Here is a 26,992-nt window from a genome sequence, read left to right as displayed (position 1 = left end):
GCCTCATGGGAATCACCCGGAAGCTCTTAAAAGCTACAACGCGCTAGACTATATCAGGCGATGGAATTGACAGGTTCGCGTCTTTCGTCATGGCTCAGCGAATAGCGCAAGCGATGCTGTTGGGGTCAGTCTGGGAGATTGGCGGCGCAGAACAGACGAAGTTCGGGCTTGCGGATGCCCGCGAAGATTGCATTCGCTATCTGCAGCCGGGATAGGATCTGGCCGAGCGCCCAGCGGGCTTGCCGTCGCGGATCTTGATCGAGCACGAAGTCGAGCAGCCCCTCGTCCTCGATGTAGTGCTTCTTTGGGAACGTGGAGAGTGGCTTTCAGCAGAGTGACATACGCGCCCCTGTCTGTTGCCTTCTCGATCGCCGCGCTGGTGGCTGGCATGGCAACGATCCGGATGTTCGCGAAGGGGCAAGTCGCATGACGGCAAAACTCGTACTGGCACGCTACGCCCAGAGTGAACCTCAAAACCATTTTACCCCCTGACGGATCGCGCCCGCGCCGAGGCGCTCGATGTGGCCAAGCGCGCTGGAGTGAGCCGGTTGGCTTTGGGAGATAGGGAAGAGACTTACATCTCAGTATCATTCCTGGCCTCCAATCCGGCAATGATGTTGAGACACCGAACCAAATCTTTGGGTTTCCCCACACGATCCGGTCCAGCACTGGCGGACTTCAAATTCGTCGGCTGCCAAACCCTCCACCCGTCGGCGTCACCACGGTAAATGCCTCGCCGGCATCCAGCACGGTGTGGGCGCTGCCCGGCAAGACCTCGTTGGTGCCATCGCTGCGCCGCACGACATTGCGGCCAATCTGGCCATCCGCGCCACCCTCGAGACCGAACGGTGCTACACGGCGATGGCCGGAGAGGATGGCGAATTCCAGCTTTTCGAGGGCGCGGATCGTTCTTTCGGTGCCGTTGCCCGCCGTCCACTCACCTTCTCCACCAGAGTGGGGGCGAATGTGGAAATCCTCCAGCATGACAGGGAAGCGTGTTTCGAGGATTTCCGGATCGGTGAGCCGGGAGTTGGTCATATGGGTATGAACTGCATCGACACCATTGAAGCCCGGCCCAGCCGGTGCGCCCGAGCAGATCGTCTCGTAATATTGGTAGGTTTCGTTGCCAAATGTAAGGTTGTTCATGGTGCCTTGAGACGATGCCATGGCGCCGACGGCGCCGAACAGGCAATTGGTGACGGCCTGGCTGACCTCGACATTGCCGGCAACCACTGCTGCCGGATATTGCGGCGTCAGCATCGTTCCTTCCGGAATGACGATTCGGATCGGCCGCAGGCAACCGGCATTCATGGGAATGTCCGCTTCGACCAGAACACGAAAGACGTAAAGCACCGCGGCGCGCGTAACGGGCTGTGGCGCGTTGAAATTGTCTTCCCGCTGTGCGGACGTGCCCGTGAAATCGACGATTGCCTCTCGTTTCTCCCTGTCGATCGTCACCTTGACGACGATCTTGCAGCCCTGATCCATCTCATAGGAGAAGCTTCCGTCCTTCAGCCTGTCGAGCACGCGACGGACGCTTTCGGCTGCATTGTCCTGCACATGGCGCATATAAGCGTCGACGACCTCGTCGCCGAACAGCCCGATCATCTTTGCAAGTTCAGCCACGCCCTTTTCGTTGGCCGCCACCTGCGCCTTCAGGTCATTGACGTTTTGTGCAAGGTTGCGCACCGGATAGCGCGCGCCCCTCAAAAGCGCCGCCAAGGCGTCTTCGCGGAAGTGGCCGCGATCGATAAGCTTGAAATTATCAATATAGACGCCCTCCTCCTCGATATGGGTAGCGAGCGGCGACATCGACCCTGGCGAGATGCCGCCGATGTCGGCATGATGCCCGCGGCTTGCGACCCAGAAACGGATGGTCTTGCCCTCACCGTCGAAGACCGGCGTGCAGACGGTGAGATCCGGCAGGTGCGTGCCGCCATTATAGGGCGCATTGATCAGGAATACGTCGCCGGGATGGATGACGGGGTTTTCGCGAATGGCGGTTGCAACCGAAGCATCCATCGATCCCAGATGGACCGGCATGTGAGGCGCATTGGCCACCAGATTGCCGGATGCATCGAAGACGGCGCAGGAAAAATCCAGCCGTTCCTTGATATTGACGGAATAGGCCGTGTTCTGCAGGGTTACACCCATCTGTTCCGCGATCGACATGAACAGGTTGTTGAAGATTTCCAACATCACCGGGTCGGCTTTGGTGCCGATGGCACGTCGCTCGGGAAGCGCCTTGATGCGGGAGAGAACGATGTGTTCTTTCGCAGTCAGCCGCGCCTGCCAGCCGTCTTCGATCACGATCGTCTGGTTTGCCTCGATGATCACTGCCGGGCCGGTCACCGTCTGCCCGGCAAGCATGGCTTCACGCAGAATGACGCCTGCCTCGTGCACGCGGCCCTGCGAATAAAAACGTCTTTGCTGGAAGGCTTGCGCTTCGCCCTGACTACCGACGGTATTTTCCGTTTCGACGGAATTGGCGGCTCCGCCGATGATTTCCACCTCAACGGCCTCGACGACGAGGGGCTTGTCCACGGCAATGAACCCGAACCGGCGCCGATGCAGGATCTCGAATTGCTCTCGCAATCGCTGCGGGCTGTCGATCAGCGGGTAAAGCGCATCGACGGCGATCAGCGTGTCCGTTCCGGCATACCGGATCTGCGCGCGCAAGATCGTCTGGATGGCATCATCGGCAACGCCCTGTGCGCGCATGTCCACCAGGCATTCCGACTTCAGGTCGTGACCAAGGGCGGCAATAGCGTCGGGCGCGGCTTGATCGAGAGGCAGGCCGAGAGACTTTTGTCTGTTCGCGCGGATATCCGCCAGTCCCATGCCATAGGCCGAGAGGAGGCCCGACATCGGGTGCAGGAGAATGTTGGTCATGCCAAGCGAGTCCGCGACCAGGCAGGCATGTTGCCCGCCGGCGCCGCCGAAACAATTCAACGCATATCGCGTGATGTCGTAACCGCGCTGAACCGAGATCTTCTTGATGGCTTCGACCATGTTGGCGACGGCGATCTGAATAAAACCGTCGGCGACGTCCTCCGGGCTGCGACCGTCGCCGATCTCATCGGCAAGCGCCGTGAACTTTGCCTTGACGATATCGATATCGAGCGGCTGATCCTGACCAGGTCCGAAGATCGCCGGGAAAAATTCCGGCGACAGCTTGCCCGTCATCACATTGGCATCGGTAACGGCCAAAGGACCGCCATTGCGATAACAGGCCGGCCCGGGATGGGCGCCGGCCGAATCCGGTCCGACACGAAAGCGACCCGCCTCGAAGTGAAGAATGGAACCGCCGCCTGCAGCCACCGTATGGATCAGCATCATTGGCGCCCTGACGCGCACGCCGGCAACTTCCGTCTCGAAAGCACGCTCGTAATCGCCATCGAAATGGGCAACATCGGTTGACGTGCCTCCCATATCGAAACCGATGACGCGGGAAAATCCGGCCTGCTCGCCGGTCTTGGCAAGGCCGACGACACCACCGGCCGGCCCGGAAAGGATAGCATCCTTGCCCTTGAACATGTCGGCTGCCGTCAATCCGCCCGACGACATCATGAACATGACACGGGCGCTGGTTCGCTCGATGTCGAGGGCTTTCGAGACCGTCGCGACATAACGCCCAAGCACGGGCGACAGATAGGCATCGACCACCGTCGTATCGCCGCGCCCGACCAGCTTGATCAAGGGTGACACTTCATGGCTGACCGAAACCTGTTCGAAGCCGATTTCTCGGGCCAGTCGCGCAAGGACAATCTCATGATCCGGGAACTTGTAGGCATGCATGAGAACGATGGCGACCGCTTGATAGCCCTCGCCCCGCAAGGCGTTCAGGGCGTGCCGAGCGGCCTCCTCGTCCAGCGACCGCTCGATCGTCCCGTCGGCGAGAACCCGCTCATCGATCTCGACCACCTTATCGTAAAGTGCCTCTGGCTTGACGATTTCCGTTGCGAAGATCTTCTTGCGTTCCTGATAACCGATCCGCAAGGCATCGCGAAAGCCGCGCGTGGTCACCAGCGCCAGTCGCTCACCCTTGCGCTCCAGGAGTGCATTTGTCGCGACGGTGGTGCCCATCCGCACCTCGCCGATCAGGCCTGCGGGCACGATCTCGTCGGTCTTCAGCCCGAGATGCTGGCGGATTCCATGCACCGCCGCATCCTCATAGGCCCGCGGATTTTCCGACAAAACCTTTCTGGCGTGCAGACGGCCATCGGGATCACGACCGATGATATCGGTGAATGTGCCGCCACGATCGATCCAGAAATCCCACTGTCCAGCCATGTTTCCAGCCCTTCTTCTTATCGGTCTTGATATCTGCTGACCGCAGTCAGCCTGCATCGACGCCATGTGAACGATCGTAGCCGTTGACTTTCGGGGGGCTCCATCCGTCAGGCTGGCGCGTTGCCCTATAGACCTCGACGACGAGGGGATGGCATTCCGCCTGATCCGAGGAGTGCTGTGCCGAGCAGTCACCACCCGGGCAAGCCGACAGGCATCCGACCAGATCGATCTCGGCAAAGAATTCGAGATAGTCGCCGGGGCGCACCGGGCTGGCCTTCATGAAATACTGGCCTGTGTCACGGGTAAAGCCGGTACACATGAAGACGTTGAGGACGTCGTGGATATAGCCCTCGGCCTCGGCCAGCGGCTTACCCGTCCATTTCGAAAAGGCGCGCGTCAGGTTGGAGTGACAGCAATGGTGGTATTGGTCGCCATGGCTGAGCAGGTTGTGCGTATAGGGATCGCATCGCGTGCCGATCACGTCATGGACGGCACCACCGAATTTGTCGAACCCGTACCAGTCGAGCGTGTCATGGGTGATCGTTGCAATGGCGCGGACATAAGGCATGTTGGAGAAAAGCTGATCGCCCGGACCGACATGGGTACCGTTCAGCGCGCGGGTCTTGCCGGTATAGAGACGCTCGGCAAGGTCATTCGCGTTGAACAGGTTAAGGTCGCCAACCTGGGGACCTTGCTCGCACAGAATGCGGCAAAAATGCCCTTGCGGGATCGACCAGCTCGCAGCCTCGCGCGGCGGCACGATCACCCGTTCGACGAAAACGAGGTCGTCCCTCAAGGCACGATAGGCATTCAGGTCCGGGCGCGGCAGCGTTTCCGTCGGATAGCAGATCACCGGAGCGACAGCCTTTCGAGCCTCGGCATCCTGCGGCCTGCCGCTCATGGATAGGGATTTCATATCAGCTTCGCCTTACTTTCATCTTGTCACAAAGACAGTCTCGTCGGCCCCGAAAGGCATCGGCGCGGGCCGCTCACAGCGTGTCGTCAGGTCTATGTGTCTTTTCTCCTCGGCGGATCTCAGCAGCGATTCCAGCACTTCCAGAACATGAAGCGACAGGCGCCCGTCAGCCCTGTAGGATCGCCCTTCCTTCAACGCGGATGCCATGTCGAGCAGACCGATGATCCGATAATCGGCCATCGGGAGACCTTTCGATGACGTTGCGTTACTGGCGTGGAACGGAAATTCCTCGATCGGGAGCGGTTTCCAATCGCCGCCGGGCTTGGCAAGCAAGGGATGATCGCCAAAAAGGTCGGGGTCCGGGTTGATGATGCTGCCTTCGGTTCCGTAGAGTTCGATTGGCTTGCGGCCATGGGCATGCACTTCCCAGGATGCAGAGAGCGCGACATTGGCACCGGAGTGGAATTCCAGCGAACCGTTGACCATGGTCGGAATTTCAACGTCGATCGTCGAGCCGATATTGGGGCCGGTGCCAACCGTTCTCTGGGGAATGCCGATCGTCGCCGTCGCGGTCACGGTTTTCACCGGTCCCAGAAGATTGACGAGCTGGGTGACGTAATAGACACCGAGGTCGAGAACGGGACCGCCGCCGCGTTTGTAGAAATTTGCCGGGTTCGGATGCCAATGCTCCATGCCCCGGTGCATGATCGTGGCCGCCCCGCCGACGACTTTCCCGATAACACCCGAATCGATGGCTTTTCGAACCGCTTGATGGCCGCCGCCCATGAACGTGTCCGGTGCGCAGCCGATCGACAATTCGAGCTTGGCCGCATGATCGACCAGCAGCAGCGCTTCGGCGAAGTCGGTTGTCAGCGGCTTTTCGCCATACACATGCTTGCCGGCATCGAGAACACGTTTGGCAACGTCGAAATGGGCGTTCGCCACGGTCAGATTGACGACGATCTCGATCGCCGGGTCCGCCAACAGATCCTCTATCGCGACGGCCGTCAGGCCGAATTTTGCTGCCTGTCGCTCCGCCGCTTCGGGATTGATATCGGCAATAGCCTTGACCTCGACCAACTCGGAACGCAGCGCGCCCGCCAGATAGGTATCGCTGATATTGCCGCAGCCGATAAAGCCGATGATTGTGGGATTTGTCATTTCAATTCTCCGAATTTACGTCCAGCTTGAAAGGCCTCATGCGCAAAGCGCACCGGGTCGATAGGCCTGTCATGTTCCATGACCATGAATCTCGCGCCGAGGTCGACGGCCGCCGGCCAGAGGTCGGTCCAGCCCATTTCGCCTTCGCCGGCGATCCGCCAATTGTCCTCCGGGTCGTTGTCGATCGGCGTGATGCGGTCTTTCACATGCAGTGATACCAGCCGATCCCTGTATTTCTCGAGAAGCTGCAGCGGATCTTTGCCGCAGCGGAAAAGCCATGCGACGTCCGCCTGCCAGACGAGCGGCGACCCGGCGCTTTCCTCCAAGATCAGGTCGAGTGCCGTCCGCTCCCCTTCCCCGATGCTCACTTCGTAATGATTGTGATACCCGAACACGATGCCATGGTCGGCAAGCCGAACGGCAAGCGCTGCCAGTTCCTGCCCGATTGCCGGCCAGCGGTCGAGCGGCGCGTCGCGCTCTTCCGGCGGCACCGCCGGGACAAACAGATATTTCGAGCCGATGATCTGGCAGGCACGGGCGATTTCCTCTGGCCTTTCACGCAGCAATTCCATCTGCACATGGCAGGTCGGGGCTGACAGGTTGCGCGCATCGAGCAAGTCCCGCGTCGCCTGTGGTGCGAGAAGATGCGTGCCGACCGGTTCTACAAGCCGGAAACCTGCCGCCGCCGCAGTGTCGAGCGCCAGTGAAACGTCGTCGAGCGCGCGAAGAGAATGGAGTTGGATGGACAATTCTGTCGAGGACATGGTTATTTCTCAAATTCGCAGGGTGGATTCGGTATCGAATAGGGATGCCGACGCGATATCGAACGCCAGAAACTGGCGGCCCTTGACCGAGCGCCCCTGGCTCGGCGTCAGGCGGACCGACACCCTTTTGTCGCCGACCTTGAAAATGCCCAGCGTGTCCGAGCCCATCGGCTCCATGAATTCCACATCGGCTGCGATGCCGACCTCGGAGATCACGGGCGCAAGTGACACATTTTCCGGCCTCACGCCCAGCGTCACCAGTCTACCGGGTCGCAAATCACCGCTGGCCGGATAAGCCGCCAGCGAGACCGCATTGTCGCCAAACCGCAAAGCCGGGCCGGCAGCAGACGTCTCGACCACGCCTTCGAAGAAGTTCATCGCCGGTGAGCCGACAAAACCCGCGACATAAAGAGTGGCAGGGCGTTCGTAGATTTCCTCGGGCGCCGCATATTGCTCTATGCGTCCGGCTTTCATCACCGCAACGCGTGTTGCCAATGTCAGCGCCTCGATCTGGTCATGCGTGACGTAAACGATCGTCTGGCGCAAAAGCTGATGCAATTGCTTCAGCTCCATGCGGGTTTCGGTGCGCAGCTTGGCGTCCAGATTTGACAGTGGTTCGTCGAACAGACAGACCTTGGCCTGCTTGACCAGGGCGCGGCCGATCGCAACACGCTGGCGTTGCCCGCCGGACAGTTGCGCCGGGCGGCGCTTGAGAAGCGGCGTCAGTTGCAGGAGGTCGGCGGCCCAGGAAACACGTTTTTCGATCTCCGATTTTGGAACGGAATTCACCCGCAGACCGAAGGCCATGTTCTGGTATACCGTCATGGTCGGATAAAGCGCATAGGATTGGAACACCATTGCGATGCCGCGTTTGCTGGCTTCGATACGGCTGACATCCTGACCACCGATATCGATCGCGCCGCCATCGATATCTTCAAGACCGGCGATTGCACCGAGCAGCGTGGATTTTCCGCAGCCGGAAGGGCCGAGCAGGACGGTGAATTCGCCGTCTTCGATCTCGATATCGATGCCCTTCAGGATCTCCGTCTGGCCAAAGCTCTTGGTGAGTTGCGAAATTCTGATACCCGACATGGTCTATCCCTTCACCGCACCGGCGGTGATGCCCCGCACGAAATATCGACCGGAGACGAAATAGACGATCAGCGGCGGCAGCGCCGTGATGATCGTCGCGGCCATGCTGACATTGTATTCCGCCACGCCGGTTCCCGTGCTGATGATGTTGTTGAGTTGGACAGTCATAGGCAGATTGCCCGATCCGGCGAAGATTAGCCCCACCAGATAATCGTTCCAGATCCCGGTGAACTGCAAAATGAGAGCCACGACCACCATGTTGCTCGACATTGGCAGCATGATCTCGACAAAGATACGCCAGAACCCAGCGCCATCCATCCGCGCCGCCTTGACGATCTCATGCGGTAGCCCGGCATAAAAGTTGCGAAACAGCAAAGTACAGATCGGAATGCCAAAAACGGTATGCACGAGAATGATACCGGCCAGCGTTTCGAACAGCCGGAAGGTGCTGGCGATCTTGACCAACGGATAAAGAATGACCTGATACGGAATAAAGGCGCCCATCATGATAAGGACGAGGATGGCCTTGGACCCCCTGACCCTGCCATGGGCCAGCGCGAAGCCGGTGATGGCTCCTATCCCCACGGCGGCGATCGCGCTCGGTACGGCTATCTTGACCGAATTCAGAAAACCAACCTGCATGCCGGCGCAAACCGTGCCGGAGCAGGCCGATGTCCATGCCTTCCACCAGGCATCGAAAGAGGGGGTAACCGGCAGCATGAATATCGAGCCGGCCCTGATCTCCTCCATCGGCTTGAGCGACGTCATGAAGATGATCAGGAACGGAATGGAGAAGATCAGGGCCGAGACCAGAAGTGCCGCGTATAAGGACACCCTGCCGGCAACATGGCGCGCATGGATCATTTGGCCGTCTCCCTGCCGAACTGTGTGTAGAGATAGGGGACAAGTGTCGCGACCACGGCGATCAGCATGACGACCGCGCCGGCCGAGGCGAGAGCGAGATTGCCGCGCTGAAACGTCGAATCGACGACGAACCGTGCCGGGAGATCGGATGCGAAGCCGGGACCGCCGCCCGTCAGCGCCACCACAAGGTCATAGCTCTTGATCACCACTTCGAGCAGCAGCACGACGCAGACCATGACCAGCGGCGCCAGCATCGGCAGGACGATACTGACATAGGTTCTATAGACGGGAATGCCATCGAGGGCCGCGGCACGCCAGATCTCGCGATCGACCCCGCGCAGGCCTGCCAGAATGATCACCATCACGAGACCGGCTTGATGCCAGACACCGGCGAAGACCAGAGCGTAGATCGCGAGATCGGGATTGGACAGCCAGTCGAACTCGAACGTCGACCAGCCGAGCTGGCGGACAAAGGCCTGAACACCTATGCCGGGCGTCAGCACCCATTGCCAGGCAAGACCCGTCACGATGAACGACATCGACATGGGGTATAAAAAGACGGTTCTGAATGCCGACTCGGCGCGGATATTGCGATCCATCAAAATTGCAAGAAGAACGCCGAGCGCAAGAGCGGCAGCGATCATCAGTCCACCGAAGATGAACATATTGCCGAAGGCGGTATTCCATCTGTCGTCGGAAAAAAGTCGGCTATATTGTGCAAGACCGGCCAGCCGATAGTTCGGCAGCATTTTCGACTGCGTAAACGAAATGAAAACCGTCCAGGCCATCGTTCCATAGAAGCATAGGCCCACCACGGCAAGCATTACGGCGACGATACCAATCGCCGCCGGTGAGCCGGCAGATTTCGCTGCCGGCCTTTCATCTGATGAAACTTCAGGCATCACAACTACTTAGCTGATGCGATGATAGCCGAAAACTTCTGGGCAGCGGCATCCGGCGTCACGCTCGGATCGTTCCAGAACTGATTGATCAGGTCTGTCACCTGACCGACCGTATCCGGCGGAAGCTTAAGTTCCCAATCCGGCAGCTGATAGGCATCGCCCTTTTCAAGCGTCGCTTGGCCAAGCTTTGCGCAACTGTCCAGGGAGCTGATATCGGCATCGAGCCGGGGCGGGATGGCGCCCTTGAAGCTGTTGAATTTGGTCTGGACGGCGGGGTCCATCATCAACTGCGCCAGTTTCTGCTGCTCTTCCGTGTGCTTTGCGTCCGTGCCCTTCGGGAACATGAAGACATCAACGACCATGACATAGGCGTCATTGCCCGGCGCAAGTGCGCAGCCGTAATCCTTACCCGCAACCTTGCCCGCAGCGGCGAATTCACCCTTGCCCCAATCGCCGATCACCTGAAGAGCGGCTTTATTGTTGGCGACCAATTGAAGCGTGTCGTTCCATTTGCGGTTCGGGCTATCGGCGTCGATATAGGACCTGAGCTTGCGGAAGGTTTCGAAGCTCTTCACCACACCGGCAGATCCGGCCGCCTTTGCGTCGAGATCGCCAAGGATCTTCTTCTGCAGTTCCTTGCCGCCCTCGCCGATCAGAACGGACAAGAACAGCCAGTTCTGCTGCCAAGGCTGAGAGCCGACCGCAATCGGCGTGTAACCCGCGGCCTTGATCTTGTCGGCCATAGCCAGGAATTCGCCCCAGGACTTCGGCGGCTCAAGACCAAGCTCCCTGAAAATCTTCAGGCTGTAGAACATCCAGTTGCCGCCATGCAGATCAACCGGAACCGCGACGATCTTTCCATCGTAGCTGACATTATCCAGGATCAGAGGGGGCAGGTTTTTTCGCCAGTCGTTTTTGTCCGCCACGGCGTTGAGGTCGGCCAGCAAGTCCTGCGATGCGAACTCGCGTACGGCGGCACCGATCGTCCATTGCACGGCCTCCGGCGGCTTGCCGCCGGCAATCTTGCTGACCGTCAGTTGCCGTGCGGCATCGGCACCGGTGATCGGATTGTCGCTCCATGTGCCGCCGCGGGCCTTGTACTCGTCGGAAAAGACGCTGATGGCCTTGGCCTCACCGCCACTGGTCAACCAATGAAGAACTTCTGCAGCATGCGCGGGTGCGCACAATGTTGCTGCGAGCGAAACCGACGCAAGCAGCTTTGAGATCTGACGAATTTTGATATGCATTCCAAAAACCCCTTGGTTCAGCGCCAAACTCTCCGGTTCGGTCACCTGAAGCTAAGCGACGGATCCGGAAAATGTCAATCAAGATTGTTCAACGAAAAACAGCTTATGCGAGAAGGATAAAATTCCAAAGTCGCGCAGTATCTAAGTTTTGTTCATTTTATAGAATTTTTTTGTTGAACATTCCCTTTGGCGAGAACCTGTCTGATGGAAATTGAATCCTCCCCACCAAATAAGGGTATCGCGGCAGCTGCGACGGCTGCTGCGGGTCTTAGGCAAATAATCCTCTCGGGGCTGCTCAAGCCAGGCACGCCTTTGCGAGAGGTCGTCCTCATTCAGGAGCTTGGGGTATCGCGCAACACGTTGCGGGAAGCGTTTCTGCAATTGACACTTGAGGGCCTGACCGAACAGCAGCTCTACAAAGGTACGGTCGTCCGACGAATTGGGGCCGGTGAGGTCCGAGACATTTTCACGGCGCGGCGTGCCTTTGAACTGCGCGCTATTGATCAATCATCCTATGCGTCGGAAGGAGATCTCGCACGGATTAAAGCCGCAGTTGAGAAAGCCCAGCGCTTTGTCGCCGAAGAAGACTGGGCGAAAGCCGGGACCGCGGGCATGGAGTTTCACCAGGCGATCGTCGGGCTTTTGGGTAGTCGCAAGATGAATGCGATGTTCGAGGTATTATGTGCTCAGATGAGGTTGGCATTTGCCGCTTTCGCGGACGAGGGAAACTATCAGACGCCCTGGCTTAATCGGGATATCGAGATTTGTGATTACTTGCTACAGGGCCGACGCCATAAAGCATTCCTGGCGATGGAAGCCTATCTGGACGAATCCGAACAAATGCTGCTGGAAGTTCTTCAGCGAGACAATCAGGATTGACTTGGTCTTTGAGGCGAACGGCTTGCGATCAAAAGAGTATCGAGCTCTTGGAGGGATCGAAACCTTTGACCCGTCATTCCCACCAAGCAATGCGGGAGCTTTTTCAAGGCGCAACAATTATTTAGTAGTTATATCAACCGAAATTTAAACTAGCCCACTAATCGCGAAAAGGATCGGCCGTATCACAGCCGATCCGGCCAGATTATACCACCGCTGTAACAGCGTCATTGTGGACGAGCCCGCATGACTTCAGTGCCTGCCAACATTCGTTCGGAAACTTAGTCTTGCAACGAGTTCCCGTCCTCCCAGATCTGTCGGCCCCGACCGGCGCCAACGACAACCGCCACCGCAACATCTGGCGCCGCGGAAAACTGGATGACGGCAGTTCGGAGATCGACGCCATGGCGTTCAGTAAACTCCTTGAGCTTCCGGCGTTTTTCGATCACCTCTTGCGGGATCTGGCAGTTTTTAATGCCAAAATTGTTGCGCTGTCCGCCTCCGATGAGGCCAGCATAGAGGCTCAAGTCAATCACCAACGAGATGCCCTTTCCGCAGCTTCACATCGAACGCCGTTTGCCCCCTATCGCGGGCGACGGCGTCGTGGTTCTAAACTGCGTCGGGCCTGAAGGGCCGTCCATTAAGACTGGGCGGCACGCTGCTCTCGCAGTAGGTCAGACGGGGCGTGACCCCAGTCCTGTCACGGTCTGAAGAAGACCATGGCAATTGGATTGGAATGGTCTCTCAAACACCTGGATGCGGAAAATTTTAGGTTCGAGCCCGACGTTCTGGCGTTTCTGTTTCCAATCGCGGTGCGTTTTTAGCGTCAATCCCGCAGCATTACCTAACCGTTGCCGGACCATCGGCGCGAACCTAATATAGCTCTCGAGTATCCGAAATCCCTGATGTTGCTCACATTTCGCCGGATATCGCGTCGCGCATCGTCCGACACCAGAAACGCGCTCGACCTAGCTTATTAAATTCCATTTGCAAAAATCAATTTCCTATATAAAAGTTTAGCCGGAGGATCGATGTCAGGAGCATCGGCGATCGGAGGAAACATGTCACAGACACAAACGTCATCGACGTCAGTGCGCGCATTTCGCGTTCGCTGGCTCATTCTCGGGATTACGTCCCTCGTACTGGTTTTGAATTACGCAGACCGCGCCGCATTCGGCGTGGCAGGTTCGGAGATCATCAAAGAGTTCGGCCTGACGAAAACCGAATTCGGCCTGATCACTAGCCTATTCTTCTTCGGCTATGCCCCGTTCTGCTTCATTGGCGGCTGGCTGGCCGACAAGTACGGCCCCCGCGCCGTCATGGGCGGTGCGATCGCCTGGTGGAGCATCTTCACGGCTCTGACCGCAGCAGGCGCGGGTTATATCAGCTTCCTGATCATTCGCTTCTTCTTCGGCTTTGGCGAAGGCCCCCAGGGCTCGGTCACAGTCAAGACCATGAAGAACTGGTTCCCGAAAAGTCAGATGGGCACCGCGGTCGGCATCAGCCAGGGGTGCACGCCTCTCGGCGGTGTTATCGGCACGCCCTTGGTCGCCTGGCTTCTCGCGATCACCGGTGACTGGCGGATACCGTTCATCGTCCTCGGCGTCCTCGGCGTTGTCATGGCTGTTGGCTGGTGGGTTATCGTTCGGGACTCGCCAGACGTCCACCCTTGGGCCGATCCGAGCGAGGCGGAAGAACTCGCCAACGATAAGCTCGCAGACGTCGAACCTTCCGGTGAAGCAAAGCAGCCATTAAGCTTCTATCTCAAGCAGCCTCTCGTATTAGCCACTGCGACTGCGTTCTTCGGCTACGCCTGGGTTCTCTACACATTCCTTTCATGGTTTCCCGTCTATCTGGTCGACGCACGTGGCCTGGACATCAAGAGCGTGGCCTGGGTAGGAACCATTCCGTGGGTTCTCGGTGTCATCGGATACATGGCGGGTGGTGTCATCACCGACCGCATCGCAGTTCGAACTGGCAATCCCGCGGCCGCTCGCAAATGGATGATCGTGGTCGGCTTGACCGGAACGGCGATCCTTCTCTGCGGCATCGGGGTCGTCACCTCGCTCGCCATGGCTGTCGCGCTGATGTCTGCAGTCGTGTTCCTGCTCTATCTCACCGGGAGCCAGTATTTCCTGCTGATCAGCGACACCATGCCAGGCTCGCGCCTTGGTGGAGTTGTCGGATTCGTGCACTTCATCGCCAACACGTCCGGTATCTTTGCACCTTGGCTCGTAGGATACATCGTCGATCACACGGGATCCTGGGCGCTGACCTTCGGTGTCTCCGCAGCGATCTGCGTTGTCGGCATCATCGCCCTACTCATCTGGGGCCGCATCACCCCCGCAAAGGCGATCGCCTGATTGGAGGACACCATGCCTGGTTGGCAGACTATTGAACGGTACTTCGAAGACTACACCATCGGCGAGCGCGATATCGAGCGCCGCCGGACGGTGGATCAGGCCGACACGACGATGTTCGCGGGTCTCACCCTAGATTTCCATCCAGCCCATATCGATGAAAGCTTCGCAGCTCCCCGATACGGCGGAAGGCTCGTCCACGGCATGCTCACCTTCTCGATCGTGACTGGCCTGTGCGTCGAATACAACATGAAGGCCATTTCCTACGGATACGAGAAGGTCCGATTTCCCGCCCCGGTCAGGGCGGGAGACACGATCGTCGCGTGGAGTGAGGTCATCGAAGTCGCACCCCACCGCAAACCGGAAATCGGTCTCGTAACGAAGAAATACACCGGTCAGAACCAGGACGGAGCCACCGTATTCAGTTGCCTCCACATTCTCGCCGTCGATAGAAAGGCTTCAACATGAACCCGTTCTTGAGTGAATTTCGCGGTACTGGGCCACTCCGTGACGTCACCGTGCTCGATTTCACACAGATGATGATGGGCCCTGTCGCCACACAGTTACTCGGCGATCTTGGTGCCGCTGTCATCAAAGTCGAGCGACCAGTGGTTGGCGAATGGGAGCGCAGCTACATGCCGCGCGGCCGCAAGCTGCTTGGGGAATCGCCTTACTTCCTCGCTTTCAACCGCAACAAGCTCGCGGTGACGGCGGATTTGAACAAGGAAGAGGACCGGGCTTTCCTTTTCGACCTGGTGAAAAAATGCGATGTTGTCGTCGAGAACTTCCGTCCGGGCGTCATGGAGCGCCTGGGCTTTGGCTACGAGGCACTGCGTGAGATCAATCCTAGTATCGTCTACGCATCGGGCTCGGGATTCGGCCCCAAGGGCCCGCTCGTCAAGCGGCCCGGCCAGGACATGCTACTCCAATCAATGAGTGGTCTTGCCGCAAATAGCGGCCCTGGGAACGGCCCGCCGGTACCGACTGGCGCTCCCGTACTCGATGGATCCACCGCATTCCTTCTCGCGTTCTCGATCGTGTCGGCCGTACTCGATGCGCGTGAAAACGGCACATCGAGGAATGTCTCGGCCAGCCTTCTCGGCGCATCCTTGATGATCCAGTGCCAGGAAGCATTGGTCGCCATGAACACCGATCTCAAATGGGAGCGAAGCGAGTCCGGCATTGCCGCCCCGTGGACGGACGCGCCCTACGGCGTCTACAGAACATCCGACGGGTTTCTTGCCATGTCGATGACGCCGCGGCTCCGACTGAAGGAGATCTTCGACCTGAGCGACGACCTCGTGGACTGCACGGACGACGAATGGTTCCTGAAGCGTGACGAGGTCAACGCCATCCTGGTCGAGAAAATGCTGACGCGCTCGACCGAGGAGTGGCGAGCCGATCTCACCGAGCAGGCCATGTGGGTCGCTCCCGTCCAATCGGTGTCTGAAATCGTGGAGAGCGAGCAGGTTCAGGAAAACGGATATGTCGAAACCATTTCCGGTCCGGGCGGCGAGAAATTCCGCGCGATCGGCCTGCCCTTCAACATGAGTGGCATCGACAAGGTGGATCGTCTGCCTGTCCCGACCGTCGGTCAGCATGACGAGATCGTCCGCACAGCCGTCGGGCACGAGGCGAAAAGCCAGCCTTGAGCCGAAACGCATCGAAGAAAGTTGAGATTGAAATCATGACAAATGTAAAACTCCGGGGAATGGCGTGGAGCCATCCCCGAGGGATCGATCCCCTGCGCGCCTGCATCCCTCTGCTCGCCGAACGCGGCATCGATATCGAGTGGGACGCAAGGCCGCTTCAGGGTTTCGAGGAAGCCTCAATCGAAATGCTCGCTGCAAGCTACGATCTGATGTCGATCGATCATCCATTCATGGGTGACGCCTTCGAGCAGAAGGCGCTCCAACCGGTCTGCGATATCGTCGGCAAAGACACGTATCAGGATTACCGCGACAGCGCGGTTGGACCGAGCACCATAAGCTACGAGTGGGCTGGCAAGCTGTGGGCTGCCCCCGTCGATGCAGCGGCTCAGGTTGCAGCATACAGACCAGACCTTCTCGCTGAGAGCGACGTTCCGAGGGATTGGGACAACGTGCTCAAGCTGGCGCGCTCTGGCAAGGTCGGCATGGCGGCGAACCCGACACATATGCTGCTTGCCTTTGCTACGATGTGCCATGCCTTCGCCCAGACGTCGGCAACGTTGCCGGACCTGCGACCGACATGGTGGAACGACGAAGGCATCGAAGCAGAAACGGCCCTCAAGGCGCTTGCGTGCCTGAAGGAATTGATGCGGAATGCCGTCGTTCTGTCGTGGGATGCAGACCCGATCAACATCTTCGATCATATGACGACGCATGATGATATCACCTACACGCCCGTCGCCTTCGGATATTCGAATTACGCTCGCCCCGGTGAATACGCAAAGCGTCTCAGTTTCACGGCTGTGCCTAGCTGCGACGGCTCGGTGGGTGCCGGGATGCTTGGAGGTGTCGGACTCGCGGTATCTCGCCGGAGCACGGAAATCGACGCTATCCGCGTCGTGCTGGAAGTCTTGTCGTCGCAGCGGATCCAATCAGGCATCTATGCCAAGTCGGGCGGACAGCCCGCGCACCGCCGGGCATGGACCGATGACAAGGTCAACTTATTCTGCCCGAACTTCTTTGATTCCACACTGGAATCTCTCGACAAGTCATTTGTAAGGCCGCGAGTGCCCGGCTATCCTGCGTTCCAACGCGAAGGCGGCGAGCTTCTTCACAAACTGGTTCGGGAGGACGCACCAGACCGCCTCATCGTCGACAAGTTCAACGACCTTTGGAGGCAACTTTGCCAACCGCAAACACGGGTGAAATGACGCCCTCGATCGGCGCGACATCAATCAAACAGGAGACCTGGGCCGAACTTCTCGAGTCTGCTCACCAGGCCTTTTCTGACAGTCGCGCCGTCCTTACCCCAAGCGGTTGGTACACCTATGATGATGTCCTTGTCCGGGCACGCAAAGTGGCCGCCTGGATGCACAAGAACGACATTGCGTATGGCGCGCGTGTCGTTCTGGCCCTGGACAATCGCTGGGAGATGGTGGTGGTCGAGAGAGCGCTCGCGCTCTGGGGCTGGGTACGGGTTGCACTCAGCCCACGCCTGCACCCCGAGGAAATCGACTATGTCATAGAGGACTGCGATGCCTCTTTGATTATCTGTGAGGCAAGAATAGCTGATGCTTTGCAGAGCCGCATTCCCATTGTCGTGCCGGATGATGCGTCAGGTCTGTTCGTCGCACTGGGCACGCTCATTGACTGCGGGCTCCCCTCACCTCCAGTCCCGTCGATCACTGCCGAAGACCTCGCATCTCTCATGTACACGTCCGGTACAACTGGTCGCCCAAAAGGCGCGATGAACAGCCATGGCTCTTGGTTCGCGATGGCAACCAACACCCACGCCTTGCTTCCCACCATCGGCGAAGGCGATGTCCTTTTGCACGCGGCTCCGATGAGCCACTTCAGCGGATCGGTCGCATCGGCCTTCGCGGCGTTCGGCGGTGCGATTGCGATGATCTCCAGGTTTGATCCGTCAACGCTTGTTGAAGAGGCTGATCGGGTAGCGGCGACGTGTATCCCTTTGGTCCCAACGATGATCGGCGATTTGGTCGAACATAACCTCTCAGGTTCAATCAGAACTCTCCGGAGCATGCCTTATGGTGGATCAACGATAAGCCAGGAAACGATCGTTGCGGCCCGCCAGATGTTCGGCAATGTGCTTCTGCAGATCTACGGGATGAGCGAGGCTTTGATCCCGGTGACCAGCCTGGCCATGCAAGATCAGAAATCCCTCCCTTCGTCCGACACACGATTGCGTTCGGCGGGCAGAGTTTTCCCGAACGTCGAGGTTCGCCTCGTGGACCTTTCCGGTGAAGTCGGCGAAATTGAGGTGCGCGGCCGAAACGTCATGGGCGGCTATTGGAATCGCCCTGCGGAAACCAAGGAGGTCCTCAGCGAAGACGGTTGGTATTCTTCAGGGGATTTGGGCAGCCTCGACCCCGAGGGGTATCTGGAAATCGTCGGGCGAAAGCGCGACGTTCTGATCTCAGGCGGATTCAATATCTATCCTGCCGAGATCGAGCGTGTGATCTCGAGACTGCCTGAAATCGCTGAGGTCGCGGTTGTGGGGCAGCCAGATCCTCGGTGGGGAGAGAAAGCTGTCGCGATGGTCGCCTGCAAGGTTGGCACTCCCGTCAGCGCAGATCGTATCGTCGAACACTGCTGCCAACACCTCGCTAGCTACAAGAAGCCCTCGCGCGTCGTTTTCGTGGAGAGCCTCCCAAGAACCAGCACGGGCAAGATCAACAAGTCAGCCATTCGCCAGCTCCTCGATCAGGAAGCCTGATCACTCGCTCCTATCGACCTCGAACAAGCATCAAACAGAACTGGGTATCATTGTGACAAACAGTCCATCTGTCGCCTACAAGGGCGTTTTCCCCGTCGTTCCGACCATTTTCACGGCAGAAGGAGCGCTCGACCTTGAAGGCCAACGTCGCTGTATCGACTTCATGATCGATGCGGGTTCGGACGGTCTGTGCATTCTCGCAAATTTCTCGGAGCAGTTTTCCCTGACTGATGGCGAGCGCGAGACCATCATGCAGGTTGCTCTTGAGCAGGTTGCCGGGCGAGTGCCTGTTATTGTCACGACCACCCATTTCTCCAACAAAATCTGTGCCGAGCGGAGCAAGCGTGCCCAGGATGCGGGCGCGGCTATGGTCATGATCATGCCCCCCTATCATGGCGCTACGTTCAGGGTCGGAGAGCCCGGCATCTTCAAATTCTTCCAGGACGTCTCCGATGCAATTTCGATCCCGATCATGATCCAGGATGCGCCTGCTTCGGGTACGACGCTGACGGCCCCGTTTCTTGCAAAGATGGCGAAAGAGATCGCCAATATCTCCTACTTCAAGATCGAGGTTCAGCAGGCCGCCTCCAAACTGCGCGACCTGATCGCGCTCGGTGGTGATGTCATCCTCGGACCGTGGGACGGCGAGGAAGCGATTACGCTCATGGCAGACCTCGACGCTGGTGCAACCGGAGCTATGACGGGTGGAGGTTTCCCCGATGGTATCAAGAAGATCCTCAACGCCTACTTCGCGGGCGACCGGGAGCACGCATTGGACCTGTATGGAATGTGGCTTCCGCTCATCAATTTTGAGAACCGCCAGTCTAGCATCGCCACGGCGAAGATCCTGATGAAAGAAGGCGGCGTTATCAGGTCTGACCACGTCCGAGCACCGCTTGCGCCAGCTCATGAACAGACGAGGAAAGGCCTCGTCGAACTTGCCCGACGTCTGGACCCGCTCGTCCTGCGCTGGGGGAAATAGAGCTAGACTGCGGATGGATCACCTCATCCGGCCATGCCCAATTCTTAGATATGAAGAAGGGGAGCGGCATATGGCGCTCCCCTTCACTTTGATCGACGCCGAGCTTCAGCTAGGCCAATGTGTAGGCAGTCTTCACCACGGTAAAGAACTCCGCGGCGTACTTGCCCTGCTCGCGTGAACCGAAGGAGGATGCCTTGCGGCCGCCGAACGGGACATGGAAATCAACACCCGCCGTTGGAAGATTGACCATGACCATTCCTGCTTCGGAATTGCGCTTGAAATGCGTTGCGTGTTTTAGGCTGGTCGTTGCAATGCCCGCCGACAGACCGAAAGGCGTGTCATTGGCAACGGCCAACGCCTCTTCGTAGCCTTTCACACGAATTACGGATGCTACGGGCCCGAAGATTTCTTCCCGCGAAATCCGCATCTCATTGGTCGCTTCGGTGAACAGCGTCGGCTGCAGGTAGAAACCGGGTGTGTCGCGCGAGACGACCTCACCGCCAAAGGCGAGCTTGGCACCTTCATTTTTACCAATCTCGATATAGTCGGTGTCCTGCTTGAGCTGCTTTTCGTCGACAACCGGGCCGATATGCGTGCCTGCCTTCATGGCGTTGTCGACTGTCAGCGATCTGAGCTTTTCCGTGAGAGCCGCAACGAACCTGTCATGAATACCTTCGGTCACGATCAGACGTGAAGACGCCGTGCAGCGCTGTCCTGTCGAGAAGAATCCTGAATTTGCGGCGGCCTCTACTGCAACGCCGAGGTCGGCATCGTCCAGTACCACCATTGGGTTCTTACCACCCATCTCCAACTGAAACTTGCGATTATGCTCGATCGAGGCGAGCGCCACGCGCTTGCCGGTCGCGGTGGAACCGGTGAATGTGACCCCTGCCAGGTCCGGGCTTTCAAGCATGGCTTGACCGACAATCGACCCCTTGCCCATGACAAAGTTCAGCACTCCTTTCGGCAGGCCGGCCCGATGCAGGATATCGACGATTGCCCAAGCGCAACCCGGCACCAGATCAGCGGGCTTGAGGACGACCGTGTTTCCATAGGCGAGTGCTGGAGCGATCTTCCAAGCTGGGATTGCGATTGGGAAGTTCCATGGCGTGATGATGCCGATGACGCCGAGCGGCTCACGGGTGACTTCCACTCCGATGTGCGGACGTGCAGATGGCAGGACTTCGCCCGCAAGACGCAGGGTCTCTCCTGCGAAGAAGTCGAAGATCTGTGCGGCTCGGACAACTTCCCCGGTCGCTTCGGGCAGGATTTTCCCTTCCTCCCTTGCGAGAAGCGGGCCGAGTTCATCTTTGCGGGCGAGGATCTCGTCGGCCGTCTTCTTGAGTATCGCATGCCGCTCGAGTATGCCCGATCGCGACCAGGCGGGAAACGCAGCCTTGGCGGCGGCGATGGCCTCCTTGGCCTCCCGGGCGCTTCCCTGAGCGTAGACGCCGACAATGTCGTTGGTGTCCGAAGGACTGACGTTCTTCGATCCTTCCGAAGCAGCCATCCATTCGCCATCGATCAGATTTTGATAGATCAATTCACTTCCTCCATTTCCACGGGAGCCAATGCTCACACTGGCCCGGCCAGAAACGACAATAACTGCCTGCGATGATATTTTACAAATAAAATGCCATTTCTTATGCAAAATTATGATAGCTTATCGAAATCTCAGGTCGTGAGAGATGCCTTGTTCATGCCGACGCTAGATGGTTGCTCAAATTCCAGGATGTTGCCCTAAAAGGATGTTCATGAGAGACAACGGCTGGAGACTAGCAACCTACGGGTTGAGCCCGCCATCCATAGGACCAATCATTGATGCCCAAGAAAATGAGTGATGACGTTCAGTCGACTGCAAAAAAGTACACGTCCCCGGCGTCAGATAAGGCACTGGACGTCCTTGAGCTTCTCGGCAAGACTGCGACGGGGCTGTCACAACAAGAGCTTGCCAAGGCACTCGGACGTAACGTGACAGAGGTCTTCCGCGTTCTCGTAACTCTCGAGGAGCGAGGGTATCTCCTCCGGGAGGATGGTAAGTACATTCTATCCGACAAGTTCTTCGAGCTGGCATATCGCCATCCACCGGTCGAGCGTATGCTCTTGGAAGCGTTGCCGATCATGCGGTCCTTAGCAGATCAAACTGGCCAATCCTGCCATCTCGCCGTCCGAAACAACATGAACGCCCTGATCGTAGGACAAGTTAGTTCGCCGCTACCGATCGGTATCGGAGCGAGGCTTGGCGCACTCATCCCTGTGCTTGAGACGACTTCAGGCCTAGTTTTGTTGTCTTTCGAAGAGGACAGCTCGCGAAATCGTTGGCTCGGACAGCTGTCCCCAAGCAACAGGACTTTCGCTGCCCAGCGCGGCATACCTGAACGATTCGACAAGGTTCGAGAAGCGGGATTTGTTCGTGAGGCGAGTACGACTATCGATGGCGTCACGAACATCGGTGCGCCAGTGTTCGACTTCACCGGTCAGGTACAGGCATCATTGACCATGCTATTTCTTACCCAGAAGGCCATGTATGTTCAGATCGATACCGCCCAAGACCTGTTGCTTGCGGCGGCGGCGAACATATCGAACGCTCTCGGCATGAAAGTGACGTGACGCGCTTCCGCGCCCTCATGGCGCGATGTTGACCGCGATTTGGCGATCAATTGGGCAACCCTGCAGTATAATCTTAGTTCTTGAACGGATCAGGACCAGCGACCCCGCAAATGGAAGCACTCAGGACTGGATTCATTTATCCCAAGAAATCCAATCCTATTCGAGCGCCACTCCTAAACTGGCGCCCGCATTTCAAAATTCGAACTTGCAGTTAGCCGAGGCACGATCACCAAGGCTGGCGACCATGGCTTCCAAAAAAGCCGCCGTTGGGGCCGTCGCTACCGACCAGTGCCATCTTGATCGCCGTCTGGGCACCCTCTTCCGGCGAGATGAAGCCCGTATTCTCGTTGAGATCCGTGCGGACATGGCCTGGCTCCACAACATTCACCTTGATGCCGAACGGCTCAAGCTCCTTTGCGAAGGAAACCGTGACTGCGCTGAGCGCAACCTTGGAGGCGGTGTAATCGAGAAGATTGACGCTCGAGTAGAGCGAGGTTGGATCGGTGATGAGAGCGAGCGATCCCACGCCACTGCCCATCATGACGACACGCGCATCGCTTGCCGCCTTCAGCAGAGGAACGAAGGCCTGGGTCACCCGGATGGGTCCGAACAGGTTCACCTCGAAGGTCGACTTGATGTCCTTCATCGAAACCTGGCTTGGTGGCGTGCTGACATCGACCAATATCCCGGCATTGTTGACGAGGACCTGGAGCGCGTCGGTCTCATCGGAGAGCCGTGCAGCCGCCTTCTGAACGCTGATGTCGTCGGCTACATCAACCGCAAGGAGCCTGGCATCGAGGCCGTCCTTCGTGAGCTCTGCAACCGCCGCCTCTCCCCGCTGACGATCTCGGGCACCGATCCAGACCGTCATGCCTTGCTCGGCCAACCCTTTGGCAATCGCAAAGCCAATGCCCTTATTCGCGCCGGTTATCAGCGCATGTTTCTTCTCAGTGCTCAATTTGAAACCTCAGTTTTTGGAGCCGTTTGGCTGCCCTGGTCGTCTGATAGCCGAAGCCCGGCTACCAGGGCTGCGTGCCGTCGTGTCCGAAGAAGCCGCCCGTCGGGCCGTCGACCCCGATCGTCGCAAGTCGGATCGCGCTTGCGGCACCCTCATCCGGTGTCAGTGCACCGTTGTTGCCGTTAAGGTCGGTGGCCACGCTGCCCGGCTCGACGGCGTTGACTTTGATGCCGAACGGCGCGAGTTCCTTGGCAAAGGCAACACTCACCGCGTTCAAAGCCGTCTTCGACGAGTTGTAGGCGAGCAGGTTCGCCGTGGAATAGATTGACGTCGGATCGGTGACGAGACCAAGCGACCCAAGGCCGCTGCTCATCATTACGACACGAGCGCCGGCAGCCTTCTTCAGAAGCGGTAGAAACGCCTGTGTCACGCGGATCGGGCCGAAGACGTTGACCTCATAGACGGCCTTCAACTCGTCCATGGGCTGCTCGCTCGGCGGGTTCGAAAAACCCAAGGCGATCCCGGCATTGTTGACCAGCACATCGAGGGATCCCAACTGCCTGTTCAGGAAGATAGCTGCTGCTTCGACACTGCCGGGATCCACGACGTCGATCAGAAGGTGACGGGCGTCGACGCCCGCCCCCTCGAGTTCGACAACGGCTGCGCGTCCGCGCGCGGCATCACGGGATCCGACCCACACCTGATATCCGAGGGCACCTAGTCCCTTGGCGATCGACAATCCGATCCCTTTGTTTGCGCCGGTGATCAGCGCTGTCGGTTGATTGGTCATGACTGATCCATCATGCCTTCGACTTGTCTATCGGTTGGCCGACGTGATGATGGAGGTCACCAAAGTGGCGCGGCTTCAAAAGGCGGTAGACGAAACGCCATTCGCCATCGTGCTTTTCGAACGTATCAACGTAGCGGCCGGTGCAGATCGGCTGCAGCGGGAAGCCTTCGAGTTCCTGATGGACAGTGAAGTAGCAGACGGAGTTCGCCTTCTCCCCCGACGCATCGACGTCGATGATGATGTTGGAAACCTGGTGCCACGTCCGCGGGGTACCATCCCCATGCCGCTGGACACCGGCTGCGAGGTACTTTTCGATACCGTCGCGGGTGCTTGCCGTTTCACCGAGGATATCCATGGTGGCATGCTGGAGAAGTTCGCCAACCTGATCGAACTTTCCGTCGTCCAGAAGGTGGGTGTAGGTCGCGAGCAACCGCGTGATGGCGCTTTCAGCGTCGAGGCGTGCGATGATATCTGTGGTATTGGTCATGACAGTTCCTTTGAGATTGGCGGACCCGAAGGCTCCGCGCGGGGTTTAGACGTGAGCGGCTTGGGGTTTTGGAACCTCAGTGCCGATTGAGGGAGCCTTTGGGCGCACCGTCCGGATCGCGACCAGAGTGGCGAGAAGCGAGATCACTGCGGCAACCGCAAATGCAGTTCCAAGTCCGACCGTGAACTGGCCCGGAACCGAGCTGCCTGCGTAGATGGCAGCGATGATTGCGAGACCAAGCGCCCCGCCGACCTGCTGGTCCATCTGCAGGAGCCCCGAGGCCGCACCTGCATGTTCAGCGGGGACGCCTTCCATGATCGCAACAGTGCCGGGTGTGAAGACGAGCGCGACACCGATGGCGTGCATGACGAGGGGCACGAACACGGAAGGAAAATAGGCGCTGTCGCCGTCCAGGAGTGCGAAGCCGACGAAGCTCAGGGCAACGAGCACTCCGCCTGCCGCCAAGAGAGGACGCGGCCCGAACCGTACGATCAAGCGTGGCATGGACGGTGAGACCGAAAATACGGTGGCGGTCAGCGGCAGGTAGGCGAGGCCCGCTACCAGTGGCGCGAATCTGAGGACCTGCTGCAGATACTGCACGACCAGAAACAGCATCGAGAAGTGCATTCCGACGATGATCGCCATCACGATCAGTCCGCCGACGCGTGGCCGACTATGCAGCAGCGACAGGTCGAGGAGAGGTTCCGCAGCCCATTTCTCGATCCGGAAGAACGACACCAGCAGAGCAGCGGAGATGGCGAAGGACAGGACTGTCGATGCCGCTGTCCACCCGTGTTCGGCAGCGCTGATAAAGGCATAGACGAGCGCCACCGATCCGAGGGTCGCCGTCAGCGCACCTGCGATGTCGAGCCGCGCTGGCTTCGGGTCCGTTTCCTTGACCAGACGGCCGATGAGAATGAGGACGGCGGCCCCGATCGGAACGTTGATGAGCAGCGACCAACGCCATGAAAGCAGGTCGGTCAGGGCGCCGCCAAGGATGAGCCCGACGGAAGCTCCGACCGAGGAAATCGAAATGAAGAGGGAGAGGCCCCGGTTCCGCTCGGTTTCATCACGCGCCATCGTCGTGATGAGAGCGAGAACGCTTGGTCCGGCAAGAGCTGCACCGGCACCCTGGAGAACACGTGCAAGGATCAGGAGAAACGGCGTTCCAGCGATACCGCCCACCAGCGATGCCGCCACAAAAACAGCAATGCCAATCTTGAAGGCTTTCACCTGGCCATAGATGTCACCGAGGCGGCCCCCAAGCAGGAGAAGGCCGCCGAACGCCAAGGCGAAGGCGTTCGGCACCCACGAAAGCCCGGCCGGGGTAAATCCGAGCTCTGTCTGGATCTTGGGCAGCGCGACCAGCACAATCAGGAAGTCCATCGTCAGCATGAGCTGAGCCGTCAGGATCGTCGTCAGCGCTATTGCACGTCGAAGACGTGAGGAATTCGAGGACATGGGTCCTCCTTCGCTGGTCGCCATGTCGCGCCACCTTTTCAGGAAGTCTTGGGTGTTGAAGGATTGGGCAGGGCTATGCTCAGCCCACGCGCGTCAGATCTGCGATGCGCCGCCGTCGACGATCAGTTCGACGCCGTTGATGTAGCCAGCGTCTTCGCTGGCAAGGAAGGCGACGGCTTTGGCGATGTCCTTCGGCTGTCCAAGACGGCCAACAGTGCTCTTGGTTTCGAGATGCGCGAGAATCTCGTCGCGTTTTTCCGCGGGGAAGAAGTCGTAGAGGGACTGGGTTCTGACCGGGCCTGGGCTGACGACGTTGATCCGGATGCCGGAACCACGGATGTCGTCGATCCAGGATCTCGCCAGATTCCGGAGGCCTGCCTTGGTCGCACCGTAGACGCTCATCATCGTGCCGGGCTGGATGGAAGCTGTCGATCCGATCAGCACGACGGCCCCACCGGAACCCATCAAAGGCAGAGCCTTCTGCACGGTGAAGATGACACCCTTCAAGTTGGTGTCGAAAATGCTGTCATATTGCTCTTCGGTGATGGCGCCCAAGTGAGCCAGAATTCCAAAACCCGCATTGGCAACGAGAATGTCGAGCCTCGAATATTCGGACTTGATAGCGGCATACAGTGTATCGAGTTCCTGGAGGTTAGAAACGTCTGCCTTGATACCCTTGGTGTTGCCGCCGATCTCTTTGACCGCGGCATCGAGCTTTGCGTCCTGGCGACCCGTGATGATGACCTTGGCGCCGAGTGAAGCCAGTTCCTTGGCAATGCCCAGACCGATCCCTGACGATCCGCCCGTGACGAGCGCGACTTTTCCTTCGAATGACATCGATGT

At 58.5% G+C, this 26,992-nt stretch carries 23 protein-coding genes; 9 read left to right on the top strand and 14 right to left on the bottom strand.

From position 1 onward, the window contains the following. Positions 1 to 678: 678 nt before the first annotated feature. The 8 genes from AC2GXZ_RS21555 to AC2GXZ_RS21520 are packed head-to-tail and all read right to left on the bottom strand — an operon-like array spanning position 679 to position 11,239. Entirely contained in the window at positions 679 to 4,293 is a 3,615-nt protein-coding gene (locus tag AC2GXZ_RS21555; protein ID WP_483761274.1) for a hydantoinase B/oxoprolinase family protein, read from the bottom strand. Between the two features lie 46 nt (positions 4,294 to 4,339). Then, complete coding sequence (locus AC2GXZ_RS21550; protein WP_483761273.1) at positions 4,340 to 5,209, bottom strand: urea carboxylase-associated family protein; 870 nt, start codon at positions 5,207 to 5,209, stop codon at positions 4,340 to 4,342. An 18-nt stretch (positions 5,210 to 5,227) separates the two neighbouring features. Further along, positions 5,228 to 6,370: a Gfo/Idh/MocA family protein gene (locus tag AC2GXZ_RS21545; protein WP_483761272.1), complete on the bottom strand. Its 1,143-nt coding sequence runs from the start codon at positions 6,368 to 6,370 to the stop codon at positions 5,228 to 5,230. Next, complete coding sequence (locus AC2GXZ_RS21540; protein ID WP_483761271.1) at positions 6,367 to 7,134, bottom strand: sugar phosphate isomerase/epimerase family protein; 768 nt, start codon at positions 7,132 to 7,134, stop codon at positions 6,367 to 6,369. The genes AC2GXZ_RS21545 and AC2GXZ_RS21540 overlap by 4 nt, the downstream gene beginning before the upstream one ends. Positions 7,135 to 7,143: 9 nt before the next feature. Beyond that, on the bottom strand, positions 7,144 to 8,226 hold the full coding sequence (locus tag AC2GXZ_RS21535; RefSeq protein ID WP_483761270.1) for an ABC transporter ATP-binding protein: 1,083 nt from the start codon (positions 8,224 to 8,226) through the stop codon (positions 7,144 to 7,146). 3 nt (positions 8,227 to 8,229) lie between these two features. Beyond that, positions 8,230 to 9,090, bottom strand: coding sequence for a carbohydrate ABC transporter permease (locus AC2GXZ_RS21530; protein WP_483761269.1), 861 nt, complete (start codon positions 9,088 to 9,090; stop codon positions 8,230 to 8,232). Next, positions 9,087 to 9,992 carry a carbohydrate ABC transporter permease gene (locus AC2GXZ_RS21525; RefSeq protein ID WP_483761268.1) on the bottom strand — a complete coding sequence of 302 codons (906 nt, stop codon included), beginning with the start codon at positions 9,990 to 9,992 and terminating at the stop codon, positions 9,087 to 9,089. The genes AC2GXZ_RS21530 and AC2GXZ_RS21525 overlap by 4 nt, the downstream gene beginning before the upstream one ends. Before the next feature lie 5 nt (positions 9,993 to 9,997). Beyond that, complete coding sequence (locus AC2GXZ_RS21520) at positions 9,998 to 11,239, bottom strand: ABC transporter substrate-binding protein (RefSeq protein ID WP_483761267.1); 1,242 nt, start codon at positions 11,237 to 11,239, stop codon at positions 9,998 to 10,000. 204 nt (positions 11,240 to 11,443) lie between these two features. Here AC2GXZ_RS21520 and AC2GXZ_RS21515 point away from each other — a divergent pair, with 204 nt between their 5' ends. From AC2GXZ_RS21515 to AC2GXZ_RS21480, 8 genes are all read left to right on the top strand, one after another. Further along, entirely contained in the window at positions 11,444 to 12,118 is a 675-nt protein-coding gene (locus AC2GXZ_RS21515) for a GntR family transcriptional regulator (RefSeq protein WP_483761266.1), read from the top strand. Positions 12,119 to 12,402: 284 nt separating this feature from the next. After that, on the top strand, positions 12,403 to 12,744 hold the full coding sequence (locus AC2GXZ_RS21510; protein WP_483761265.1) for a hypothetical protein: 342 nt from the start codon (positions 12,403 to 12,405) through the stop codon (positions 12,742 to 12,744). Positions 12,745 to 13,176: 432 nt separating this feature from the next. Beyond that, positions 13,177 to 14,478 carry an MFS transporter gene (locus AC2GXZ_RS21505; protein WP_483761264.1) on the top strand — a complete coding sequence of 434 codons (1,302 nt, stop codon included), beginning with the start codon at positions 13,177 to 13,179 and terminating at the stop codon, positions 14,476 to 14,478. 12 nt (positions 14,479 to 14,490) lie between these two features. Further along, positions 14,491 to 14,943, top strand: coding sequence for a MaoC family dehydratase (locus AC2GXZ_RS21500; RefSeq protein ID WP_483761263.1), 453 nt, complete (start codon positions 14,491 to 14,493; stop codon positions 14,941 to 14,943). 8 nt (positions 14,944 to 14,951) lie between these two features. Beyond that, positions 14,952 to 16,127 carry a CaiB/BaiF CoA transferase family protein gene (locus tag AC2GXZ_RS21495; protein ID WP_483761262.1) on the top strand — a complete coding sequence of 392 codons (1,176 nt, stop codon included), beginning with the start codon at positions 14,952 to 14,954 and terminating at the stop codon, positions 16,125 to 16,127. After that, positions 16,124 to 17,335 (top strand): extracellular solute-binding protein, encoded by a 1,212-nt coding sequence (locus AC2GXZ_RS21490; protein WP_483761261.1) that lies wholly within the window; start codon positions 16,124 to 16,126, stop codon positions 17,333 to 17,335. The genes AC2GXZ_RS21495 and AC2GXZ_RS21490 overlap by 4 nt, the downstream gene beginning before the upstream one ends. Then, entirely contained in the window at positions 17,308 to 18,861 is a 1,554-nt protein-coding gene (locus AC2GXZ_RS21485; protein ID WP_483761260.1) for a class I adenylate-forming enzyme family protein, read from the top strand. Before AC2GXZ_RS21490 ends, AC2GXZ_RS21485 begins: the two co-directional genes overlap by 28 nt. A 52-nt stretch (positions 18,862 to 18,913) precedes the next feature. Further along, entirely contained in the window at positions 18,914 to 19,843 is a 930-nt protein-coding gene (locus AC2GXZ_RS21480) for a dihydrodipicolinate synthase family protein (RefSeq protein WP_483761259.1), read from the top strand. A gap of 109 nt (positions 19,844 to 19,952) precedes the next feature. Here the strand turns inward: AC2GXZ_RS21480 and AC2GXZ_RS21475 are convergent, their stop codons facing one another. Beyond that, on the bottom strand, positions 19,953 to 21,353 hold the full coding sequence (locus tag AC2GXZ_RS21475; protein WP_483761614.1) for an aldehyde dehydrogenase family protein: 1,401 nt from the start codon (positions 21,351 to 21,353) through the stop codon (positions 19,953 to 19,955). 311 nt (positions 21,354 to 21,664) lie between these two features. Here AC2GXZ_RS21475 and AC2GXZ_RS21470 point away from each other — a divergent pair, with 311 nt between their 5' ends. Next, on the top strand, positions 21,665 to 22,453 hold the full coding sequence (locus AC2GXZ_RS21470) for an IclR family transcriptional regulator (RefSeq protein WP_483761258.1): 789 nt from the start codon (positions 21,665 to 21,667) through the stop codon (positions 22,451 to 22,453). Between the two features lie 226 nt (positions 22,454 to 22,679). Here the strand turns inward: AC2GXZ_RS21470 and AC2GXZ_RS21465 are convergent, their stop codons facing one another. The 5 genes from AC2GXZ_RS21465 to AC2GXZ_RS21445 all read right to left on the bottom strand — a co-directional run bounded on the left by AC2GXZ_RS21465 (position 22,680) and on the right by AC2GXZ_RS21445 (position 26,986). Continuing rightward, a complete protein-coding gene (locus tag AC2GXZ_RS21465) occupies positions 22,680 to 23,411 on the bottom strand; it encodes an SDR family NAD(P)-dependent oxidoreductase (protein ID WP_483761257.1) in 732 nt (243 codons plus the stop codon). 61 nt (positions 23,412 to 23,472) lie between these two features. After that, entirely contained in the window at positions 23,473 to 24,201 is a 729-nt protein-coding gene (locus AC2GXZ_RS21460; RefSeq protein WP_483761256.1) for an SDR family oxidoreductase, read from the bottom strand. A 10-nt stretch (positions 24,202 to 24,211) separates the two neighbouring features. Continuing rightward, positions 24,212 to 24,688, bottom strand: coding sequence for a nuclear transport factor 2 family protein (locus AC2GXZ_RS21455; protein WP_148200697.1), 477 nt, complete (start codon positions 24,686 to 24,688; stop codon positions 24,212 to 24,214). A 45-nt stretch (positions 24,689 to 24,733) separates the two neighbouring features. Beyond that, entirely contained in the window at positions 24,734 to 26,149 is a 1,416-nt protein-coding gene (locus AC2GXZ_RS21450; protein ID WP_483761255.1) for an MFS transporter, read from the bottom strand. Between the two features lie 93 nt (positions 26,150 to 26,242). Continuing rightward, positions 26,243 to 26,986 carry an SDR family NAD(P)-dependent oxidoreductase gene (locus tag AC2GXZ_RS21445; protein WP_483761613.1) on the bottom strand — a complete coding sequence of 248 codons (744 nt, stop codon included), beginning with the start codon at positions 26,984 to 26,986 and terminating at the stop codon, positions 26,243 to 26,245. Between the last annotated feature and the right edge of the window lie 6 nt (positions 26,987 to 26,992).

The sequence above is a fragment of the Aliirhizobium sp. YIM B11859 genome, from assembly GCF_057163345.1.
Note: the sequence above shows the minus strand (reverse complement) of the source record. Positions and strands in the feature narration are given on the sequence as shown.

What these genes read in the sequence shown, in the direction of transcription:
- AC2GXZ_RS21555 (WP_483761274.1), bottom strand. Translation starts at nt 4,293, where the DNA reads ATGGCTGGACAGTGGGATTTCTGGATCGATCGTGGCGGCACATTCACC.
- AC2GXZ_RS21550 (WP_483761273.1), bottom strand. Translation starts at nt 5,209, where the DNA reads ATGAAATCCCTATCCATGAGCGGCAGGCCGCAGGATGCCGAGGCTCGA.
- AC2GXZ_RS21545 (WP_483761272.1), bottom strand. Translation starts at nt 6,370, where the DNA reads ATGACAAATCCCACAATCATCGGCTTTATCGGCTGCGGCAATATCAGC.
- AC2GXZ_RS21540 (WP_483761271.1), bottom strand. Translation starts at nt 7,134, where the DNA reads ATGTCCTCGACAGAATTGTCCATCCAACTCCATTCTCTTCGCGCGCTC.
- AC2GXZ_RS21535 (WP_483761270.1), bottom strand. Translation starts at nt 8,226, where the DNA reads ATGTCGGGTATCAGAATTTCGCAACTCACCAAGAGCTTTGGCCAGACG.
- AC2GXZ_RS21530 (WP_483761269.1), bottom strand. Translation starts at nt 9,090, where the DNA reads ATGATCCATGCGCGCCATGTTGCCGGCAGGGTGTCCTTATACGCGGCA.
- AC2GXZ_RS21525 (WP_483761268.1), bottom strand. Translation starts at nt 9,992, where the DNA reads ATGCCTGAAGTTTCATCAGATGAAAGGCCGGCAGCGAAATCTGCCGGC.
- AC2GXZ_RS21520 (WP_483761267.1), bottom strand. Translation starts at nt 11,239, where the DNA reads ATGCATATCAAAATTCGTCAGATCTCAAAGCTGCTTGCGTCGGTTTCG.
- AC2GXZ_RS21515 (WP_483761266.1), top strand. Translation starts at nt 11,444, where the DNA reads ATGGAAATTGAATCCTCCCCACCAAATAAGGGTATCGCGGCAGCTGCG.
- AC2GXZ_RS21505 (WP_483761264.1), top strand. Translation starts at nt 13,177, where the DNA reads ATGTCACAGACACAAACGTCATCGACGTCAGTGCGCGCATTTCGCGTT.
- AC2GXZ_RS21500 (WP_483761263.1), top strand. Translation starts at nt 14,491, where the DNA reads ATGCCTGGTTGGCAGACTATTGAACGGTACTTCGAAGACTACACCATC.
- AC2GXZ_RS21475 (WP_483761614.1), bottom strand. Translation starts at nt 21,353, where the DNA reads ATGGCTGCTTCGGAAGGATCGAAGAACGTCAGTCCTTCGGACACCAAC.
- AC2GXZ_RS21470 (WP_483761258.1), top strand. Translation starts at nt 21,665, where the DNA reads ATGCCCAAGAAAATGAGTGATGACGTTCAGTCGACTGCAAAAAAGTAC.
- AC2GXZ_RS21460 (WP_483761256.1), bottom strand. Translation starts at nt 24,201, where the DNA reads ATGACCAATCAACCGACAGCGCTGATCACCGGCGCAAACAAAGGGATC.
- AC2GXZ_RS21455 (WP_148200697.1), bottom strand. Translation starts at nt 24,688, where the DNA reads ATGACCAATACCACAGATATCATCGCACGCCTCGACGCTGAAAGCGCC.
- AC2GXZ_RS21450 (WP_483761255.1), bottom strand. Translation starts at nt 26,149, where the DNA reads ATGTCCTCGAATTCCTCACGTCTTCGACGTGCAATAGCGCTGACGACG.
- AC2GXZ_RS21445 (WP_483761613.1), bottom strand. Translation starts at nt 26,986, where the DNA reads ATGTCATTCGAAGGAAAAGTCGCGCTCGTCACGGGCGGATCGTCAGGG.